The organism is Nonomuraea sp. NPDC059023 (genome assembly GCF_042740095.1).
In the GTDB taxonomy this organism is placed as follows: Bacteria; Actinomycetota; Actinomycetes; order Streptosporangiales; family Streptosporangiaceae; genus Nonomuraea.
In genome coordinates this window covers 56,397-74,530 of record NZ_JBHYIO010000042.1, presented here as the reverse complement: position 1 = coordinate 74,530, position 18,134 = coordinate 56,397, and the positions used below count along the sequence as shown (strand labels likewise).

The 18,134-nt window shown below is 72.1% G+C and carries 17 protein-coding genes; 8 read left to right on the top strand and 9 right to left on the bottom strand.

All coding sequences use genetic code 11. The features are described 5' to 3' along the window. Nucleotides 1–3 precede the first annotated feature (3 nt). The 5 genes from infA to ACFWYW_RS48020 all read right to left on the bottom strand — a co-directional run bounded on the left by infA (nucleotide 4) and on the right by ACFWYW_RS48020 (nucleotide 2,736). A complete protein-coding gene (gene infA / locus ACFWYW_RS48040; RefSeq protein WP_379627350.1) occupies nucleotides 4–228 on the bottom strand; it encodes a translation initiation factor IF-1 in 225 nt (74 codons plus the stop codon). Nucleotides 229–261: 33 nt separating this feature from the next. After that, on the bottom strand, nucleotides 262–1,059 hold the full coding sequence (locus ACFWYW_RS48035) for a GNAT family N-acetyltransferase (RefSeq protein ID WP_379627348.1): 798 nt from the start codon (nucleotides 1,057–1,059) through the stop codon (nucleotides 262–264). A gap of 195 nt (nucleotides 1,060–1,254) precedes the next feature. Beyond that, the gene (locus ACFWYW_RS48030) at nucleotides 1,255–1,680 is read right to left on the bottom strand and encodes a hypothetical protein (protein ID WP_379627346.1); all 426 of its coding nucleotides are present in this window, start codon (nucleotides 1,678–1,680) and stop codon (nucleotides 1,255–1,257) included. Between the two features lie 60 nt (nucleotides 1,681–1,740). Beyond that, nucleotides 1,741–2,217, bottom strand: a complete 477-nt coding sequence (locus ACFWYW_RS48025) for a hypothetical protein (RefSeq protein WP_379627344.1) — start codon at nucleotides 2,215–2,217, stop codon at nucleotides 1,741–1,743. Between the two features lie 51 nt (nucleotides 2,218–2,268). After that, nucleotides 2,269–2,736 (bottom strand): hypothetical protein, encoded by a 468-nt coding sequence (locus ACFWYW_RS48020; RefSeq protein ID WP_379628285.1) that lies wholly within the window; start codon nucleotides 2,734–2,736, stop codon nucleotides 2,269–2,271. 249 nt (nucleotides 2,737–2,985) lie between these two features. Here ACFWYW_RS48020 and ACFWYW_RS48015 point away from each other — a divergent pair, with 249 nt between their 5' ends. After that, the gene (locus ACFWYW_RS48015) at nucleotides 2,986–4,278 is read left to right on the top strand and encodes an MFS transporter (protein ID WP_379641302.1); all 1,293 of its coding nucleotides are present in this window, start codon (nucleotides 2,986–2,988) and stop codon (nucleotides 4,276–4,278) included. Between the two features lie 30 nt (nucleotides 4,279–4,308). Here the strand turns inward: ACFWYW_RS48015 and ACFWYW_RS48010 are convergent, their stop codons facing one another. From ACFWYW_RS48010 to ACFWYW_RS48000, 3 genes are all read right to left on the bottom strand, one after another. Then, nucleotides 4,309–5,667: an FAD-binding oxidoreductase gene (locus tag ACFWYW_RS48010; RefSeq protein ID WP_379623409.1), complete on the bottom strand. Its 1,359-nt coding sequence runs from the start codon at nucleotides 5,665–5,667 to the stop codon at nucleotides 4,309–4,311. Nucleotides 5,668–5,769: 102 nt separating this feature from the next. Then, nucleotides 5,770–6,549 carry an IclR family transcriptional regulator gene (locus ACFWYW_RS48005; protein ID WP_379623512.1) on the bottom strand — a complete coding sequence of 260 codons (780 nt, stop codon included), beginning with the start codon at nucleotides 6,547–6,549 and terminating at the stop codon, nucleotides 5,770–5,772. Between the two features lie 188 nt (nucleotides 6,550–6,737). Further along, on the bottom strand, nucleotides 6,738–7,556 hold the full coding sequence (locus ACFWYW_RS48000) for an acetylxylan esterase (RefSeq protein ID WP_379623411.1): 819 nt from the start codon (nucleotides 7,554–7,556) through the stop codon (nucleotides 6,738–6,740). A 113-nt stretch (nucleotides 7,557–7,669) separates the two neighbouring features. On the opposite strand from ACFWYW_RS48000, the gene ACFWYW_RS47995 reads away from it, so the two are divergent. Next, nucleotides 7,670–8,779, top strand: a complete 1,110-nt coding sequence (locus ACFWYW_RS47995; RefSeq protein ID WP_379623413.1) for a PucR family transcriptional regulator — start codon at nucleotides 7,670–7,672, stop codon at nucleotides 8,777–8,779. A gap of 124 nt (nucleotides 8,780–8,903) precedes the next feature. Continuing rightward, a complete protein-coding gene (locus ACFWYW_RS47990) occupies nucleotides 8,904–9,737 on the top strand; it encodes a hypothetical protein (RefSeq protein WP_379623415.1) in 834 nt (277 codons plus the stop codon). On the opposite strand, the gene ACFWYW_RS47985 is transcribed toward ACFWYW_RS47990, so the two are convergent. Next, the gene (locus tag ACFWYW_RS47985) at nucleotides 9,715–10,917 is read right to left on the bottom strand and encodes a serine hydrolase domain-containing protein (protein ID WP_379623417.1); all 1,203 of its coding nucleotides are present in this window, start codon (nucleotides 10,915–10,917) and stop codon (nucleotides 9,715–9,717) included. The genes ACFWYW_RS47990 and ACFWYW_RS47985 overlap by 23 nt on opposite strands. Nucleotides 10,918–11,311: 394 nt before the next feature. Between ACFWYW_RS47985 and ACFWYW_RS47980 the strand changes: the two genes are divergently transcribed. The 5 genes from ACFWYW_RS47980 to ACFWYW_RS47960 are packed head-to-tail and all read left to right on the top strand — an operon-like array spanning nucleotide 11,312 to nucleotide 18,113. Beyond that, on the top strand, nucleotides 11,312–12,745 hold the full coding sequence (locus tag ACFWYW_RS47980) for an MFS transporter (protein WP_379623419.1): 1,434 nt from the start codon (nucleotides 11,312–11,314) through the stop codon (nucleotides 12,743–12,745). Further along, complete coding sequence (locus tag ACFWYW_RS47975; RefSeq protein ID WP_379641301.1) at nucleotides 12,742–14,268, top strand: FGGY family carbohydrate kinase; 1,527 nt, start codon at nucleotides 12,742–12,744, stop codon at nucleotides 14,266–14,268. The genes ACFWYW_RS47980 and ACFWYW_RS47975 overlap by 4 nt, the downstream gene beginning before the upstream one ends. After that, complete coding sequence (locus ACFWYW_RS47970) at nucleotides 14,265–15,938, top strand: FAD-dependent oxidoreductase (RefSeq protein WP_379623423.1); 1,674 nt, start codon at nucleotides 14,265–14,267, stop codon at nucleotides 15,936–15,938. Before ACFWYW_RS47975 ends, ACFWYW_RS47970 begins: the two co-directional genes overlap by 4 nt. Beyond that, complete coding sequence (locus ACFWYW_RS47965; protein ID WP_379623425.1) at nucleotides 15,935–17,488, top strand: FAD-binding oxidoreductase; 1,554 nt, start codon at nucleotides 15,935–15,937, stop codon at nucleotides 17,486–17,488. Before ACFWYW_RS47970 ends, ACFWYW_RS47965 begins: the two co-directional genes overlap by 4 nt. A 10-nt stretch (nucleotides 17,489–17,498) precedes the next feature. Beyond that, nucleotides 17,499–18,113, top strand: coding sequence for a glycerol-3-phosphate responsive antiterminator (locus ACFWYW_RS47960; protein ID WP_379623427.1), 615 nt, complete (start codon nucleotides 17,499–17,501; stop codon nucleotides 18,111–18,113). The last annotated feature ends 21 nt before the right edge of the window (nucleotides 18,114–18,134 follow it).

Here is an 18,134-nt window from a genome sequence, read left to right as displayed (position 1 = left end):
CTGCTATGTCCGGTAGCGGTAGAGGATCCTGCCGCGGCTGAGGTCGTACGGGCTGAGCTCTACGAGCACGCGGTCGTACGGCAAGATCTTGATGTAGTTCTTCCGGATCTTCCCGCTGATGTGCGCCAGAACCTTGTGCCCGTTCTCGAGTTCGACTCTGAAGGTGGCGTTGCGCAGGCATTCGACGACGGTGCCTTCGACTTCGATGCCACCTGCTGTTCTTGCCAAAGTTCTCATCCTTGTCCGGTCGCGCTGACGGTGTCAGCGCAGCACCAGTTCGAGGTTGCTGTTCACGCGCCGGGCGCCGATGCTCTCGATCAGGGCGACGGCGGCCGGGTTGGACTCGTTCACGTCGGCTGACACGGTTTCGATCCCGCACCGGTGCAGGGAACCCAGGACATGGGCGAGCAGCGCCCTGGCGATGCCGCGGCGCTGCTGGCCGGCCCGGGTCGCGATCAGCCCGATCCGCCTGCACTGGGGCCGCCGGGCCACCGTCGTCACCCGGACCATTCCCACGTACGCCTCTGCCCGTACCGCCACCGCGTATTCCGACGGGTTCATCGCGGCGAGGCCGTCCGGGCGGGGCGGCATCTCGGCGGGCATCTCCCGCCAGCCGATGGAGGCCTCGACCTCATCGCGGATCACGCGGTCCAGCGCGCGCAGAGGACCCTCCTGCGCCCGGCCGACGGGCACGATCGTCACGTCCGGCGGCGGCGGCGCCGTGCCGAGTCCCGTGATACGCGGATCGGTGGGCACGAGACACTCCCACTCACGGCGCCGGATCGTGAAGCCGGCTCGCTCCCACCGGGACGCCAGGTCGAGATCAGGCTCGTCGACCACCGTGAACAGCGGCCTCGGCAGGTCCGCCAGCATGGCGCCGGCGAGCCGGTCGAAGGCGGCGTCGTGCCACGCGTCGATGCTGAGGAACATCCGCCCGTCGGGTCTGCGCGAGGTGTGGCCGCGGCCGACCGTCAGGTCGTCCTCCACGGCATGCCACTGCGCCGGCGCGACCCGATTGATGGATACGGCATGCATGCTCATGCCGGAGGTGGAGTTCATAGGTTGTCGCCTTTCGGGATCGCCCAGTCGAGGCGCTCCCGGCGACACCTACGTCAGCCGCTCGACCGTGACAACGAGAGGGAGCACCCACATCGATGCAGCGTTCATGGGTCTCACCTCCTCGGGTTCTTTCACGGTTCGCGGCACGCTAACAGCGGGAACGTCGTGGTGTCCAGCCGTTTTCCGCCCGGGTGCCTAGGAGTGGGTGGCGCGGATCTCGGTCACGGTGAAGGCGTCGACGACGTGCCGGTTCTGCAGCAGGAACCCGATCACGCCCGCCACCGCCTGCGCCGCCAGAGCCGCCCGTACCTGCCCGCTCAGGAGGTAGACGAGCGGCGTGGACGGCTGGGCGATCCCGAAGCCGCGGCCGTGGCGGTGGATGTCCTGCAGGGTCTTGATGGGAATCGGGCGCGCGGTGGTGAACCACGCCGCGACCTCCCACAGGTGCAGGGCCGGATCGTCCTCGGCCGACTCCTCGTAACAGGTGACGCAGCCGCGCCCGGCGTGCCTGCCGTGCGGGCAGGTCCACCGGGCGGCCTCCGCCCGGCTCTGCTCGCGCTCACCCAGCGCCGCCGCCTCGACGACGCGCCGGCGCCGCGGGGGCCGGTCCGGCAGGGGCAAGGAGTCGCTGATGGTGATCGAATCCTTCCCGCCTACGTTCCTACAGCCTAACCCGCACGGTCAGGGCTGTTCTCCCGCGCAGGCGGCGAAGCCGTACGAGAGGGCGAAGGTGCGCATCGAGGCCTCCACCGGATCGGGCCGCAGCGACGCCTCGACCAGGTTCCGGACCGTTCCCGTGTCCCCGGCGGCCAGCGCCGCGCGCGCCAGCGCGGCGTGGCCGCCGAGCCGACCGGCCAGCAGCCTGCCCGGCTCGACGAACCGGGCACGCAGCGTCGCGGCGTCCGCCTCCGGCGGCCGGATCGCCGCGATGCGCTCGACCGTGGCCAGCATGACCCGCGCCGCGCGGTCGAGTTCCTCGACGTCCTCCTGCTCCGTGCTCACCGGATACCGTTCCGGGTCGGTCTGCCGCCCGGCAGCCAGGCAGGCGGCCTCGGCCGCGGCGACGTAGCGCCGTTTGGCGGCCAGGGTGTCCTGCGAGGACGGCAGCAGCGCCGCGGCCACGACGATGACGACGCCGAAGACGACACGCGCGTCCATGCGCTCCTCCACGAGAGTGGTGCCGGGGTGCGGGCCGCACCCCGGCGGGGGTCAGCAGGAGATCCGGCGCTGCTCGGTGTAGCCGAACGACCGGGTGCCGCTGCCGCCCTGGGCGATCCAGCCCTTGGTGTGGTTGCGGTAGAGCTGGTTGCCGCCCGAGCATCTCCAGGCCGGCTGCATGGTGAGGGTGACGGCCGCGCGGGTGAAGTGCCGGCGCGTGTACGCCTTGTTCCGCCAGACCCCCAGGCCCCGGTACTGGTCGAGCCGGGCGTCGACGTACCCGCTGCGCCCGATGGGCCCGCTGTAACGGTCGCAGTGCGCGATCGTGGAGATCTTGATGTACGCCCCGCTCCGCCATGGCGCGGCCATCCGCACGTAACCGCCCCCGCAAGGCAACGGACGGGCGGCCGACTCCACGGCTTCCACGGAAACGGCGGCGCCCGCCTGACCCGCGGGCAGCGTCACGGCCGCGAGCCCGGCGGCCACGGCCAGTGCTCCGATCACCCTGGTAACGCTCACCGGTGAACTCCTTTCCGAGAGGAACCGGCGCGGCGGGTGGGCCGCGCCCGACATCACGGAAGGCTAGGTTCGTGGCTTTGTCGCGCACATCTACCAGGGGGTTGACCGTGCCCGAAGCTTTCGCGGTACACGCAGGGCGGCGTACTGAAACTCCCGCGGTAGCTCTTGACGGTTCACCTGCTGTTCTACGAGCATACCTCAACACAGAACAGCGTTCGGTCATACCGAACAAGTGGGGAAGTGCATCACATGACGACCACCACAGACGTCGCCGCGAGCGCCATGCGCAAAGCGATGTGGCGCCTCGGGCCCTTCCTCGGCCTGCTGTACCTCATCGCCTACATCGACCGGAACAACGCCGGCTTCGCCAAGCTGGAGATGACCACGGCGCTCGGCATCACCGAGTCGGCCTTCGGGCTGGCGGCCGGCATCTTCTTCATCGGCTACCTGCTGTTCGAGGTGCCGAGCAACCTGATGCTGCAGCGCTTCGGCGCCCGCAAGTGGATCGCCCGCATCATGGTGAGCTGGGGGATCGTCGCGGTGGCGACCGCGTTCGTGACCGACGCCACCCAGTTCACCGTCGCGCGCTTCATCCTCGGCGTGGCCGAGGCGGGCTTCTTCCCCGGTGTGCTCCTGTACATCACGTTCTGGTTCCCGCAGCAGTACCGCACCACGATCCTGGCGATCTTCGCGGTCTCCAACCCGCTGGCCAACGCGATCAGCGCGCCCATCTCCGGCTGGATCATGGACCTGCACGGCCTGTGGGGACTCCAAGGCTGGCAGCTCGTCTTCGTCCTGGAGGGCATCCCCGCCGTCCTGCTGGCCTTCGTCACCTACCGGTGGCTGCCCGACCGGCCGCAGGACGCGCGCTGGCTGGACGACGCCGAGCGCACCTGGATCACCACCACCCTGGCCGAGGAACAGGCGGCCACCGAGAGGCGCCACGGCCGCCTCGGCGTGGGCGCGGTGTTCGGGAACGGCCGGCTGTGGAGCCTTATCTTCCTGTTCTTCGGCGTCGTCTTCGGCGCCTACGGCCTGGGCCTGTGGCTGCCCACGATCGTCAAGGGCATGGGCGGCTACTCCTCGACCGTCACCGGCTGGCTGGTCATGATCCCGAACCTGTTCGCCGCGCTGGTCATGCTGCCCTGGGAACGCTTCGCCAGACGCCGGGGCAACATCCCGCGCCAGGCCGGCATCACGCTGACCGTCACGGCGCTCGCGCTGCTGGCCGCCGTCGCCGCCCGCGACGTGCCCTGGCTGGCGCTGGCGGCGATCAGCGTCGGGCTGGCGGCGCTGTTCTCCACCACGCCACTGTTCTGGAGCCTGCCGCCGAAGTTCCTCACCGGTACGGCCGCCGCGGCGGGGCTGGCGTTCATCAACTCGGTGGGCAACCTGGCCGGGTTCGCCGGGCCGTACGCCATCGGGTGGATCAGCGAGACCACGGGCACGGCCGTGTGGGGGCTGCTGGTCGTCAGCGCGCTGACGCTGGGCGGCGCGGCGGTGGCGTTCACGCTCTCGCGCAAGAAGGAGTGGGCGGACTGACCATGGGGCCGGCGCGCGCCGGCCCCATGGTCAGGCGATGGCCTTGCCGGGGTTGAGCAGGTCGTGCGGGTCCAGCGCCGCCTTGATCGCCCGCTGGGTACGGCGGGCCGGCTCGCCCAGCTCCCGCTCCAGCCAGGACCGCTTGAGCAGGCCGACCCCGTGCTCGCCGGTGACCGTGCCGCCGAGCCGCAGCGCCAGGGCGACGATCTCGTCGAAGACCTGGAAGGCCAGGACCTCGGCGCCGGCGTCGCCGTGCGGGTAGACGACCGTCGGGTGCATGTTGCCGTCGCCGGCGTGGCCGAACAGGCCCACGGTCATGTCCCGGTCCCTCGCGATGGCCTCGACGCCCTCGATCAGCTCCACCAGCCTCGGCAGCGGCACCGCCACGTCGTCGAGCAGCGTCGCGCCCAGGCGCTCCAGCGCCGGGTAGGCGAGCCTGCGGGCCTGCATGAGCATCTCGGACTCCGCGGCGTCGTCGGCCACGATGACCTCGCTCGCCCCCGCGCACGCGGCCTCGATGCGCCGCAGGTCCTCCTCGTGCGGCGAGTCGGACTGGGCGATGACCATCGCCGCGGTGGTCGCCTCGACGCCGAGCGGCTGCCACTCCTCGATGGCGCGCAGCGTCGTGGCGTCGATGATCTCCAGGATCGACGGCTCGGCGCCGGAGGCCAGCACGGCCGTCACCGCCGCCCCGGCCGCCGCGGCCGAGTCGAACTGGGCCACGATCGTGCGCGGCGGCGCCGGAGCCGGGCGCAGCGCGAGCGTGAGCTCGGTGATGACGGCCAGCGTGCCCTCGGAGCCGACGAGCAGGCTGGTCAGGTCGTAGCCGGCGACGCCCTTGACCGTGCGCCCGCCGGTGCGCAGCACCGAGCCGTCGGCGAGCACCGCTTCGAGGCCGCGTACATAGTCGCCGGTCACGCCGTACTTCACGCAGCACATGCCGCCCGCGTTGGTGGCGGCGTTGCCGCCCACGGTGCACATCTCGTAGCTGCCAGGGTCGGGCGGGTAGAACAGGCCGTGCTCGGCCACGGCCTTGCGCAGGTCGGCGTTGATCACGCCGGGCTGCACGGTGGCCAGCCGCTCGGCCCGGTCGACGCTCAGGATGCGGTTCATCCGCTGGGTGGACAGCACCAGGCAGCCGTCGACGGCGTTGGCCGCCCCGGCCAGGCCGCTGCCCGCGCCGCGGACCACGATCGGCGCGCCGTACCCGGCGGCGGTGGCGACGGCGGCGGCCACCTGGGCGGTGTCCTCGGGCATGGCGACCGCGGCCGGCAGCCCGGCGGGCAGGCCGGGCGCCTGGTCACGGCGGTAGGAGTCCATGACGTCTGCGTCGTCCAGCACGGTCAGGCCGGGGACGGCGCCGCGCAGCGCGGCGGCGAGGTCAGCCATCGCGGCGGCCCGGGAACACGAACGACGCACGGCGGGCGGGGGCGGGGCGGCGGGTCACAGCGACTCCGTTCGGTAGTGCAAAACGTAGTTCGCCGGGTAAGCCTAGCGTCCGCTGTACAGCGCGGTGAGGCGGGCCGCGTGCGCGCGGACGGTGTCCCCGATCTGGTGGATGCGCCACACGGGAAGGTCGAGCTTGAGGCCGGTCACGCTGATCGCGCCGGCCACCTCGCCCCGGTGGTCGCGGACGGCCGAGCCGACGCAGAAGACGCCTTCCGCGTCCTCCTCGTCGTCGACGGAGTAGCCGCGCCGCCGGATCTCGGTCAGGTCGGCGACGAGGGCCGCCGGATCGGTGATGGTGTGGGCGGTGCGGGCGGGCAGGCCGTACTGCTCGATGATGCGCGCGGAGTCGGCCTCGGGCAGCTCCGCCAGCAGGGCCTTGCCGAGGCCGGTGCAGTGGGGCGCCTCGCGGTGGCCCATGTGCAGGTCGAAGCGGACCGCGGAGGGGGCGTCGACCCGGCCGACGATGACGGCGAAGCCGTTCTCGGGAACCGCCACGCGCGAGGACATCCCGGTCTCGGCGGTCAGGTCGTCGAGGACCGGGCGGGCCAGGTTGCGCAGCGACACCTGGGCCATCGCGTTCTCGCCGAGGCGGGCGAGCGCGAGCCCGAGGCGGTAGCGGCGCGAGGCGCCCTCGCCCTGGGAGGCCACGAAGCCGTGCATCTCCAGGGTCTGCAGGGTGGAGAACGTCGCGCTCTTGGAACCGCCGACCTCGCGGGAGATCTCGGTCACGGTCCGGCCGTCGCGCTGGGCCAGGCACTCCAGGATCTCGACCGCGCGCGAGACGCTGCGGACCTCGTAGCGCTTGTCCAGTTCGTTCGTCATCACCGAACAAGCGTGTCCGAATCCGGAAAGCATTGTCAACCGCGGTGTTCGGTGATGGAGAGGGCTATTCTGTGATGCCGAACGGCGCAGGAGGGTCCGGCGTGTGGGGACCAGGCCGGCCGTATGAGGAAGCACGGGAGACGGCACGACCTGGTCGGAGACGAAGAGCGCGTGACGCCGGGGTCAGATCACGGCACGCGCGGGTTGCGGCGCACGTCGGACCAGGTGCGGCGATCGGTGCAGATGCCACAGTCCGGGCCGTAGAAGACGGGACGCGCCTCGGGGTCGTCCATGAGCTGCAGGCGGAACCAGGCCGTGGTCGGCGCCGCGAACGGGCCCGGGTCGCCGGCGACCGTGATGTGGTCGGCCCCTCTCACCTCGCCGTACAGGGCCGGAATGTGGTCGGCGTCGTTGTAGAAGGCCTTGACGAGCGCGGGCCAGACGATGCTGTCGTACTGCCCGGCCATCAGGAAGGCGGGTCCGCGCACGGCGTCGATGTCGGCCAGCGGCCCCGGCTGGATCGGCAGAATCGTGTCCACCCTCGGGTCCGCGCCGACCACGATGGCGGCGGCGCCGCCCTGGGAGTGGCCGGAGGCGCCGATGCGGTCGAGGGCGACGCGGCCGTGGAAGACGCTGGACGGGTCGGCGTCGCGGGCGGTCAGGCCGTCGATCCCGGCGCGCATGGAGATGCCGAGGTTCGACATGGGCGTGTTGGCGGCCGAGACGATGAAGCCGTGCGAGGCCCAGTGCAGCAGCAGCTCACGGTAGACGAGCGGCACGGCCCCGGTGCCGTTGCCCCAGACGATCACCGGGTGGCGCAGCGGGCTGCGGGCGATGTCGCGCGGGTAGTAGAGCGTGTTGACCGCGCCGATCTCGACGGCGGTCGCGTACGGGCCCGGCGCGCCCCAGTCGCCGCCCGCGGACGGGAAGGCGGCGCCGGCATGGGCGGGGGCGGTGGTGATGGCGGCGGCTAACGCCAGCAAGGCGACGAGCAGGCGGCGGAACACGGCGTCCTCCAGGCTGGGGGGTTTGCTCGATCGTGGCCGCGACGGCGCCCGCCGTCAGTCCGCACATGCGGCAATCATTGACGGTGCGGTTTGTGCAATGTGACGATCCGCTGATGGCAGATCTGCACACCCGCATGGCCCCGCGCGTCCGCGAGCTCACCGGCGAGGTGGTCGCCCGCTGCGCCGCCGAACTGCCCTTCTACCGGGACCTGCCGCGCGAGGTGCTGGAAGGCGAGGTCACCCGATCGGTCACGGCCGTGTTCGGCCTGCTCCTGCGGGCGTTACGCCGCCAGGACGCGGTCGGGCCCGGTGAGCTGGCCAGGCTCATCGAGTGGTCGGCCCGGCGGGCGGAGCAGCGGGTCCCGCTGGAGGCGGCGCTGGCCGCGTACCTGATCGGCGCCGAGACGTGGTGGCGCGCGCTCGGCGCCGCCGCCGAGCCGCACGAACTGGCCGAGGCGGGCGCGGGCCTGCTCGGCTGCCTGCGCACGGCCATGCCCGCCGTCGCCCTGGCCCACCAGCAGGCGCTTGAGGACATCAGCGGGGAGGACAAGAGGGTACGGCGCGCGTTGCTGGCCGCCCTTCTCGGCGGCCGCCCGCACGAGGCGCTGGCCGGCGCGGCGGGCGTCGAGCTTGGGCAGGCGCACGAGGTGGTCTGCTTCGCCTTCGACCAGACGCCGCCCCCGCGACTGGTGCAGTCGGCCCTGGACGCCCACGCCGGCACGCTCGTCCTGGCCGACCACACCGAGGGCATCGCCCTGCTCCCCTCGGCCGGGGCGGCGCTGTGGGAGACGCTGACCGCGGCCGTGGGCGGCAACGCGCTGCTCAGCGCCGCCGCGGCCACCGGCCTGGGTGGTGTCCCGGAGGCGGCCGAGGAGGCCCGCAGGGTCCTGGAACTGGTCCAGCGCCTCGGCCGCCCGCCCGGCCTTTACCGGTTCGACGACGTGCTGGTGGAGTACCAGCTCGCCCGCCCCGGCAACGGCCTGACGCGCCTGGCGGCCAAACTGGACCCGCTGGACGAGCACCCGTACCTGCTGGAGACGCTGCGCGCGTACGTCAGACGAGGCCACAACCGCCGCCAGACCTCGCTGGACCTGCACATCCACCGCAACACCCTCGACTACCGGCTGCACCGGGTGGCCGCGCTGACCGGCCTGGACCTGACCGTCCCCGCCGAGGCCCGCCTCCTGGAAGCCGCCCTGACCGCCCGCACCCTGAACCCCTGACACGATCGTTCGCGACCCGCCGGTAAGGCAACTGCTACCGGACGTTACCCGTGGTGTTCCCGGTGACAGAGCGACGTGCGGGGCATGCTTGGGAAGGGCTGGTCGCCGTACGAGGAGGTAGTCCATGCTGAGTGTCCGGTTCGGCGCGGCCGCGATGGCCCTGGCGCTCCCCGTCGCCGGGTCCGCGCCGGTCGAGGCGAAGGCGCGGGTGCGGGCTCTCGCCACGTACCAGGTCGTCACCGGTGAGCCGGTCACCGCCGCCCCGGGCGACGGCCGGCAGTCGTTCGCGAGGTGCCCGGCGGGAACCGTGGTGCTCGGCGGCGGCGAGTCGAACACCGTGCTGCTGCCGACCGGGGCCGAGCTCACCTCCTCGAAGCCGGACATCTACAACAACGGGTGGATCACCAGCTTCCACAACGGGTCGCAACTGCTTCCCGTCACTCTTCGCACGCACGCGGTCTGCGGCAGCGGGATCACCGGGCACGAGTTCAACCTCCTGCGGGACCAGCTCGTCCCGCGCGGCCGTACCCGCAAGGAGTTCTCGCTCGGCTGCCCGGCGGGTTCGCTGACGCTGGGCGGCGGCAGCGACGGACCCCAGGGGCTGAGGCTGCTCGACTCCTACCCGGGCGGCGGTAACGACTGGCAGAGCACGGTCCACAACCTCTCCCTGACCTCGGATCTGCGCACCACGCTCTTCACCATCTGCGGAAGCGGCGTCACCAGGTCCCTTCAGCTGAGTGACACGGTCAAGGTCGCCAAGGGCGGTCGCGCGAACACCTCGGTCACCTGCCCGGCGGGGTCGAAGGTGCTGAGCGGCGGGGGCGACTCCGCCCCGCGCGGCGGCAACCTGATCACCGACACCTACCCGAGCTCGGACGGGACGACCTGGACCGTCCACGTCAAGAACATCATCGACGAGGACTCCTTCATGCGCGTCAGGGCGTTCTGCGGAAGCTGACGTCGGAGCTCGTGTACGCCTTGACGAGTTGCTTGAAGATCGTGTCGGCGGCGCGGGTGCCGAGGCGGTTGGTCACGACCATCAGCGTCACCCCGCGGGCCTGGTCCGTGCCGCCCAGCGTGTTGAACCCGCCGTAAGCGCCCGAGTGCCCGAGCCAGGAGCGGCCGCCGACCTCGAAGATCTCCGTGGCCATCCCGTAGGGCTCCTGCGCCGCGACGGACTGCGGGGTGGGCTTGATCATCGCCCGTACGGTGGCCGGCCTCAGCAGCCGTTTCCTCGCGTACAGCGCGTCGATGAACTGGGCGCCGCCGAGCGCGGTCCCGGCGAACAGGCCGTCGCCCCAGGGCAGGCCGAACATGTCGGCCGGGATGCCGGTGTCGCCGTGGTGGGTGAACATGTCGACCTTCCCCAGGCCGGGGAGGTCCTCGTAACCGTGGGCGAAGCGGGAGTAGTCGGACCGCTTACGCTCCATCGTCAGCACCCTGCCGTCCTCGGGCACGACGGAGCCGGCGCGGGCGGTGAAGGCGTTGACGGCGGCGGTGAGCTTCCGGTCCCCGCCCGCGCGCACGCTCAGCACATGGGCCAGGATGAGGAACCCGGTGTTGGAGTAGCTGTACGCCTTGCCGGGGTTCACCGGCGCGCGCAGGCCGCGGGCGATCATCCGCCACGTGTACGGCACGCCCGGCCGATACCGGTCACCACCGGGCATCAGCGGGGCCAGCTCGGGCGATTCGTACACGTCGGGATAGCCGCCGGTGTGGGTGAGCAGCATCCGCAGCGTGACCACGCCGGAGCCGGGCACGGTGTTGCCGACGTAGGCCCTGATCGGGGTGTCCATGGCGAGCTCGCCGGCCTCGACCTGGCTGAGCGCGTAGGCGGCCAGCAGCAGCTTGCTGTAGCTCGCGAAGCCGAACATCGTGTCGTCGGTGACGGGGGCGGGCGGGGCGTCGACGGCGTTGCCGGACCTGCCCGACCAGACGAGCCGGCCGTGGCGCAGGATGACCGCCTGGACGCCCGGGTCGCCCGCCTTGGCGGCGCCCTCGGCCAGGGCCGCGTCCAGCGCGTCACTCAGGCCGGCGCCCGAGCGGGCCGAGGTGGCCGCGGTGGCGGGGGCGGCGGTGACGAGGAGCCCGGTGAGGCTGACGAGGGCCAGGAGCGCTCGGGTTCTGGTGGCCGGCATGGCTGCCCGTTCCTTTCTGGAGGGGAATGCACAGGACCTCGGACAAGAACACGTCACCAGTGTGAGAGCGCTCCCTGGTGTGCGGCTTTGGGGTGATCGCCAAACCCGGAGCCGCCCGGCTTATCGGATCGGCCAAAGAACCTTCTGGATGCCGCTCCGCAGGTCCGCCACGGCTCAGGGATCGGCGGGGACCACCGGCGATCAGGGGGAGCCGGCCTCCTGATGGTGCGGGCCGATTTACGGTCCCTTTCTTGACATTTCGGACACCTGGTGAATAGTGTCCGGTCAATCGGCAGGCACAGACGAAGACATCCCTGTCAGTGGTCTTCGTCTGTGCTTTTGTCATTTCCGGACCGCTGGCAAGGGACTACACCCCCCTGAAAGGCGGCTGGGCATGAGCGACGCCCCCGTGAACACCGCGATGACCCGCATCCGCAACGCAGCCGACGCGGCCGACGTCATCGACACCCTGAAAAGCCTGCCCCGCAGGGCGAACTGGATCTGGTTCCTCGCCCTGGCGGGCCTGTTCCTGGACGCCTACTCCAACGCCGCCCTGGGCGCCGGCCTGTCTCCCATGGTCAAGCAGCTCGGCCTCTCGCCGGGCCAGGTGGGCCTGCTCACCGCCATGGCGCCGGCCGTCGCCATCGTCTCCAACCCGTTCGGCGGCTGGCTGGCCGCGCGCATCGGCCGGATCAAGCCGCTGCTCCTGACCAAGGTGGTGTTCGGGCTCGGCGCGCTGCTGACCGCGACCGGCTCCGACTTCCAGACCGTCTTCGCCGGGCGCGCGCTGGTCGGCATCGCCTACGGCATCGACTTCGCGGTGGCCATGGCGCTGCTGGCCGAGTACACGCCGGCCTCGCTCAAGGGCAGGCTCAACTTCTGGCAAGGCGTCTGGTACACGGCCACCACCACGAACCTGCTGCTCACGCTGGTGTTCTACCGTTTCGACGTGGGCGCGGACATCTGGCGCTGGTCGGTGGGCTCCTCGGCCGCCTTCGCCCTGGCGCTGCTGATCCTGCAGCTGACGTTCCTGGTGGAGAGCCCGACGTGGCTGGCCGCCAAGGGCCGGCTGCGCGAGTCCGCCGCGGCCTTGCGGCACATGTACGGCTTCGCCGTACAGGAAGACTCCCCGCAGGCAGGGGGTACGGCCCCGCAGGCGCGGCAGGTGGGGATGCGTGACGCCGGCGTGCTGTTCCGCAAGCCGTATCTGCCGCGCACGGTGCTGTCCACGGTCATCTCCCTCACCCAGGCCATGCAGTACTTCGCGGTCGGCTGGTACCTGCCGGTGATCAGCCTGGAGCTGTTCGGCAGGGAGTTCGAGAAGGCCACGATCGGGTCGATGGCGTTCAACGCGGTCGGCATCGTCGGCGGCTGCCTGTCGGCCTACGCGGGGCGCCGCCTCGGCCTGCGGGTCAGCTCGATGACCGGCTACGCGGTGGTGTTCGCGGTCCTGCTGGTGATGGGCGCGACGTTCAAGGAACTGCCGATCGCGCTGGCCGCGCTGCTTCCCGCGCTGTTCATCTTCTTCCACTCCGCCGGTCCGGGCCCGAACGGCAAGTCGATCGCCGCGCTGTCCTACCGCAGTGACGTCCGCACCCTGGGCACCGGCGTGACCGGAATGCTGGGCAGCTTCGGCTCGGTCGCGGGCCTGTACCTGTTCCCGCAGTTGCAGGCGGGCATCGGGGTGGGCGCCAGCCTCATGGTGCTGTCGGTGGTGCCGCTGGCCGGACTGATCACCTGCCTGCTGATCAAGTGGGACCCCACCCGCGTGCAGGTCAACCTGGAAGAGGAGGCGATCGCGTTGCCGACCGGAGGCGGGAGCCGATGACCGGCGTAACCCGGCGCGGCGTCCTCAGCGTCGACGAGGGCACCACGGGCACCCGCGCCGCCGTCGTCCTGGACGACGGCAGCGCGGCCCCGCCCGCGTACCGGCCCATCTCCGTCCATTCGCCCGACCACCTGCGGGTCGAGCAGGACGCCATGGAGATCTGGGAGAAGACCGCCGAGGTCTGCCTGGAGGCCCTGGCGTGGGCGCGCGCCCACGGGGTGGAGGTCACCGGCGTGTCGATCGCCACCCAGCGCGCCACCGTGCTGCTGTGGGACACCGTCACCGGCGAGCCGCTCACCCCCGCCGTGGTCTGGCAGGACCGCCGTTACGCCGCCCGGCTGCGCGCGTGGGAACCCGCCTGGGACGCCCGCCTGATCGAGCACACCGGCCGGCCGGTCGGCTCGCGCGCCCCGCTGCTGTGGGCCGCCGAGGTCATCCGCGACGACCCGGCCGTCCGCCGGGCGCACGACGCGGGCCGCGTGGCGTTCGGGTCGATCGACACCTGGCTGGTGTGGCGGCTCACCGGCGGCGCCCGGCACGTCATGTCCGCCACCAACGCGGTCGCCGCCGGCGCCTACGATCTGCGGACCGGCGACTGGTACGAGCCGTGGGCCGGCTTCCTCGGCTGCCCGCGCGAGGTCCTGCCCCGCATCCTCGACGAGGACGGCGACTACGGCCACACCGAACCGTCGGTGCTCGGCGTGCGGCTGCCGGTGCTGTCCGTGATGGGCGACCAGCACGCGGCGATGATCGCGCTCGGCGCGCACCGGCCGGGCCAGGCCATGTGCGTGCATGGCACGGGAACGTTCCTGGACGCCGTCGCCGGTGACCGGCCGCCCGCCCACCGCCGGGCGGTGCCGGGGGTGCTGACGCTGGTCGGCTGGCGCTCGCGCGGCTCGGCGGTGTTCAGCCTGGAGGGCTACGCCGCGACGACCGGTTCCGCGGTGCGCTGGCTGTGCGAGGAGATCGGGCTGTTCGACTCGCCCGCCCAGCTCGCCGCACTCGCCCGCGAGCATCCCGGGCCCAGCCGCGTACGCTTCCTGCCCGCGCTGGCCGGCATGCGTACCCCGGTCTGGTCACCCGAGGCCACCGGCGCGCTGACGGGGCTGAGCCTGTCCACGACCAGGGCCGAACTGGCCCGCGGCGTCCTGGAGGGCATCGCGCACTCGGTGTGCGACCTGCTCGACGGGGTGGAGCGGGCGCTGGGCGAGCCGGTCACCGATCTGTTCTGCGGCGGCGGGCTGGCCAGCAGCGACGTGCTGATGGCCGCCCAGGCCGACCTCATCGGGCGGCCGGTGCGCCGCGCCCGCGCCAACGAGACGGCCAGCCTGCGCGGCGCCGCCTACCTCGGCGGCGTGCGCGCCCAGCTCTGGCCCGACCTGCCCGCCGCGCTCGCCGGGCTCGGCGACGTTCCCGTCTTCGAGCCCACGCTGCCCGACGCCGCCCGCGAGGAGGCCCGTGCCGGCTGGCGCGACCTGCTCACCCGGCACATCTCGTACGTACAGGAGGAATCCCCCTCGTGATCCGGCTTCCAGGACGCAAGCCCCGATCGGAGACCAGGAGCGCCATCCGGCGCACCCCGCTGCGGCTGGACCGCCAGGCGCAGATCGAGCGGCTGGCCGCAAGGCCGGTGGACGTGCTCGTCGTCGGCGGCGGCATCACCGGCTGCTACGCCGCGCTGGACGCCGTCACCCGCGGGCTGAGCGTGGCGCTGGTGGAACGCGACGACTTCGCCTCGGGCACCTCCTCCAAGTCCTCCAAGATGGTGCACGGCGGCCTGCGCTACATCGAGCAGGGCAACCTGCCGCTGGTACGCCGCTCGCTGCTGGAACGCCAGCGCTTCCGCCGCAACGCGCCGCACCTGGTCAGGCGGCTGCCGTTCGTGCTGCCGATCCTCACCCAGGACGGCGTGTTCGACGCGCGCGTCGCCAAGGCCTTCGAAGGCCTGCTGTGGACGTACGACCTGGCGGGCGGCTGGCGCATCGGCCGGCTGCACCGGCGGCTCAGCGTGGCCGAGGTGCTGGCCAGGGCCCCGAGGCTGCGCGCCGACCGGCTCAAGGGCGGATTGCTCTACTACGACAGCCGCACCGACGACGCCCGCCTGACCCTGACCATCGCCAGGACCGCCGCCCACTTCGGCGCCACCGTCCTGAACGGCGCCACCTGCCGCGAACTGGTCAAGGAGGGCGGCCGGGTGCGCGGCGCCCGCGTCGAGGTGGACGGCCGCACGGTCGAGGTGCGCGCCGGCGTGGTCGTCAACGCCACCGGCGTGTGGTCCGACACCCTGGACGCCCTGTCCGACCCGGCGCACCGGGCACGGGTGCGTCCGGCCAAGGGCGTGCACATCGTGGTGCCGTGGACCCGGCTGCCGATCGACGGCACGGTGACCGTACCGGTGCCCGGCCGGGCCCGCCGCGCCACCTGCACCCGCTGGGGCGACGTGGTCGTGGTCGGCACCACCGACACCGACTACGACGGCTCGCCCGACGAGGTGCTGTGCACTCGCGAGGAGATGCGGTACCTGCTCGACGGCGCCAACACCGCCTTCGACGCCGAGCTCACCCCGGACGACGTGGTCGGCTCCCTCGCCGGGCTGCGCCCGCTGGTCGGCTCCAAGGAGGGCGCCACGCTCGACATGAGCCGCGACCACCGGATCACCACCGACTCCTTCGGCCTGGTCACGGTCACCGGCGGCAAGCTGACCACCAGCAGGCACATGGGCGAACTGGTGGTCGACCGGGCGCTGAAGGTGCTCGGCCGCCAGGCGCGCTGCCGTACCGCCAAGCTGCCGTTGCTCGGCGGCGCCGGCTACGACGCCGAGGCCACGACCGCGACCGGCGGGCTCGGCGCCCACCTGGGCGAGCGGTACGGCACCGAGGCGCGCTTCGTCGCCGACCTGATCGCCGAGGACCCGTCGCTGGCCGGGCCGCTCATCGAGGGCGGCGAGTACCTGCGCGCCGAGGTGGTCTACGCGGCCAGGTACGAGCTGGCCAGGAACGTCGACGACGTACTGTCGCGGCGCACCCGGATGCGGATCTTCGCCCGCGACCTGTCGGTCAAGGCGGCGCCCGAGGTGGGCCGGCTGCTCCAGCGCGAACTGGGACTGTCCGACGACGAGGTGGCCAGGCAGCTCGAGGACTACGTACGCGGCGTGGACCGCGAGAAGAGCGTACTGATGGAGGGACTTTCATGATCAGCAGGCAGACCGTCACCCACCCGTTCAACCGGGGCGACTACGTGGTCGGCGCGCCCACCCCGCCGCGCTGGGCCGCCGACTGCCCGCCGGGGACGGGCCCGGCCAGCCTGCAGGACCGGGTGGTGCCGGTCCCCGGAAGCGTGGTGGCGGAGCTGCGGGCGGTCGGCGCGGCCGTGCACACCGACAGGGACGAGGTGATCCTGCGCACCCGCGACTGGTGGGCGGGCACCTCCATCGGCGAGACCGACGGCCGTCCGGCCACCCCGGAGGCGGTCGTGGTCGAGGTGGACGCGGAGGAGCAGGTGGCCGCCGTGGTCAGGATCTGCCACGAGCACCGCATCCCGCTGACCGTCTCGGCCGGCCGCAGCAACGTCCTGGGTGCCGCGCTGCCGGTGTTCGGCGGTGTGGTGCTGGACGTGTGCCGGCTCAACCGCATCCTGTCCTACGACGCGGAATCCATGATCGTCGAGGTGCAGGCGGGCATGTTCGGCGACCTGTTCGAGAAGGAACTGCAGGAGACCCACGGCGCCACCACCGGGCACTGGCCGTCGGCGTTCGCCATCTCCACCGTCGGCGGCTGGGCCGCCTGCCGGGGCGCCGGCCAGCTCTCCACCCGCTACGGCAAGATCGAGGACATGGTGGTCGGCCTGGACGTGGTGCTGCCCGACGGCACCACCGCCAGCTACGGCACCTACCCGCGCGCCGCGGTCGGGCCCGACCTGCGGCAGTTGTTCATCGGCTCGGAAGGCACGCTGGGCGTCATCACCCGGCTGCGGCTGCGTACCCACCGGCTGCCGGACTACGCCGCGGGCATCGCCTACGGATTCGACACCTTCGCCGCCGGGCTCGACGCGTGCCGGGAGATCCTGCAGCGCGGCGCCACCCCGGCCGCGCTGCGCCTGTACGACGCGCACGAGAGCGGCACCCATTTCGGCCATCCGGAAACCAACCTGCTGCTCATCGCGGACGAGGGCGACCCGCTGCTGGTCGACGCCGTCATGGCCGTGGCGGAAGAGGTCTGCGCGGAACGCGCGTCGGTCACCCTGGACGGCGACGCGATCCTCGCCCGCTGGCTGGACGAGCGGATGATCGTCGGCAAGGCCGCGGACGGCTTCGTCAGGGGCCCCGGGTTCGTCTCCGACACCTGCGAGATCGCCGGGCCCTGGGCCGCGCTGCCCACCCTGTACGACGAGGTCGTGGCCGCCATCGAGGCCGTACCCGGCACCCTGCGCGCCTCCGCGCACCAGTCGCACGCCTACACCGACGGCGCCTGCCTGTACTTCTCGCTGCGCGGCGACGTCGAACGCGACCGGCGGCGGGACTGGTACCGGGCCGCCTGGGACGCCGCCGCCGAGGTGCTCATCAAGCACGGCGCGGCGATCAGCCACCACCACGGAGTCGGCCTGCTGCGCTCGCCGTACATGCGGGACGCGCTGGGGGAGGGCCACAACACCCTGGTGGCGCTCAAGCGGGCGCTCGACCCGCGCGGCATCATGAACCCCGGCAAGCTGGGCCTGCCCGGACCCTTCGAAAACACGGCGCACTAAGGTGGATGCGGTGAACTCTCGCCACAAGCGCCCCATGGACCGGCGCCTGCTCGCCGCACTGGCCGAGCATCCCGTCATGGCGTCGCTGGTCGGCGTGGAGATGGCCGAGCGGTTCACCTCCTCCACCGCCACGCCGCTCGGCATCCTGGCCTCGATCCCGCTCGGCGACCTGGCGGCGACGGTCGGGCTGACCGTGGAGGCCGGGAAGATCGGGTTCGTCAACATCGACTCGACGCCGGGGCTGGGGCACGACCCGGGGGCGCTGGCGTACCTGCGGGGGATCGGGGCGGTCGGGATCTGCTCCACCCGGCAGGCGATGATCGAGCGGGCCACCGGGATGGGGCTGCTGACCATGCAGAAGGTGTTCGTGACCGACCGGTCCAACCTGCGGCGCAGCCTGCAGTCCATCACCCGTTCGCAGCCCGACCTGGTGCAGGTCATGCCGGCCATGGTGCTGCGGCACGTCGAGCGGCAGATCAGGGAGGTCGGGGTGCCGTGCCTGGCCGCGGGGTTCGTGCAGAGCGCGGACGACGTGGTGGCGGCGCTGAAGCACGGGGCCGTCGGCGTGTGCACCTCCGACGAGGAGCTGTGGGACCTGCGCCGCTCCTCGCTGCACGCCTCCTGAGAACCGCGTTCGTGTTTCGTG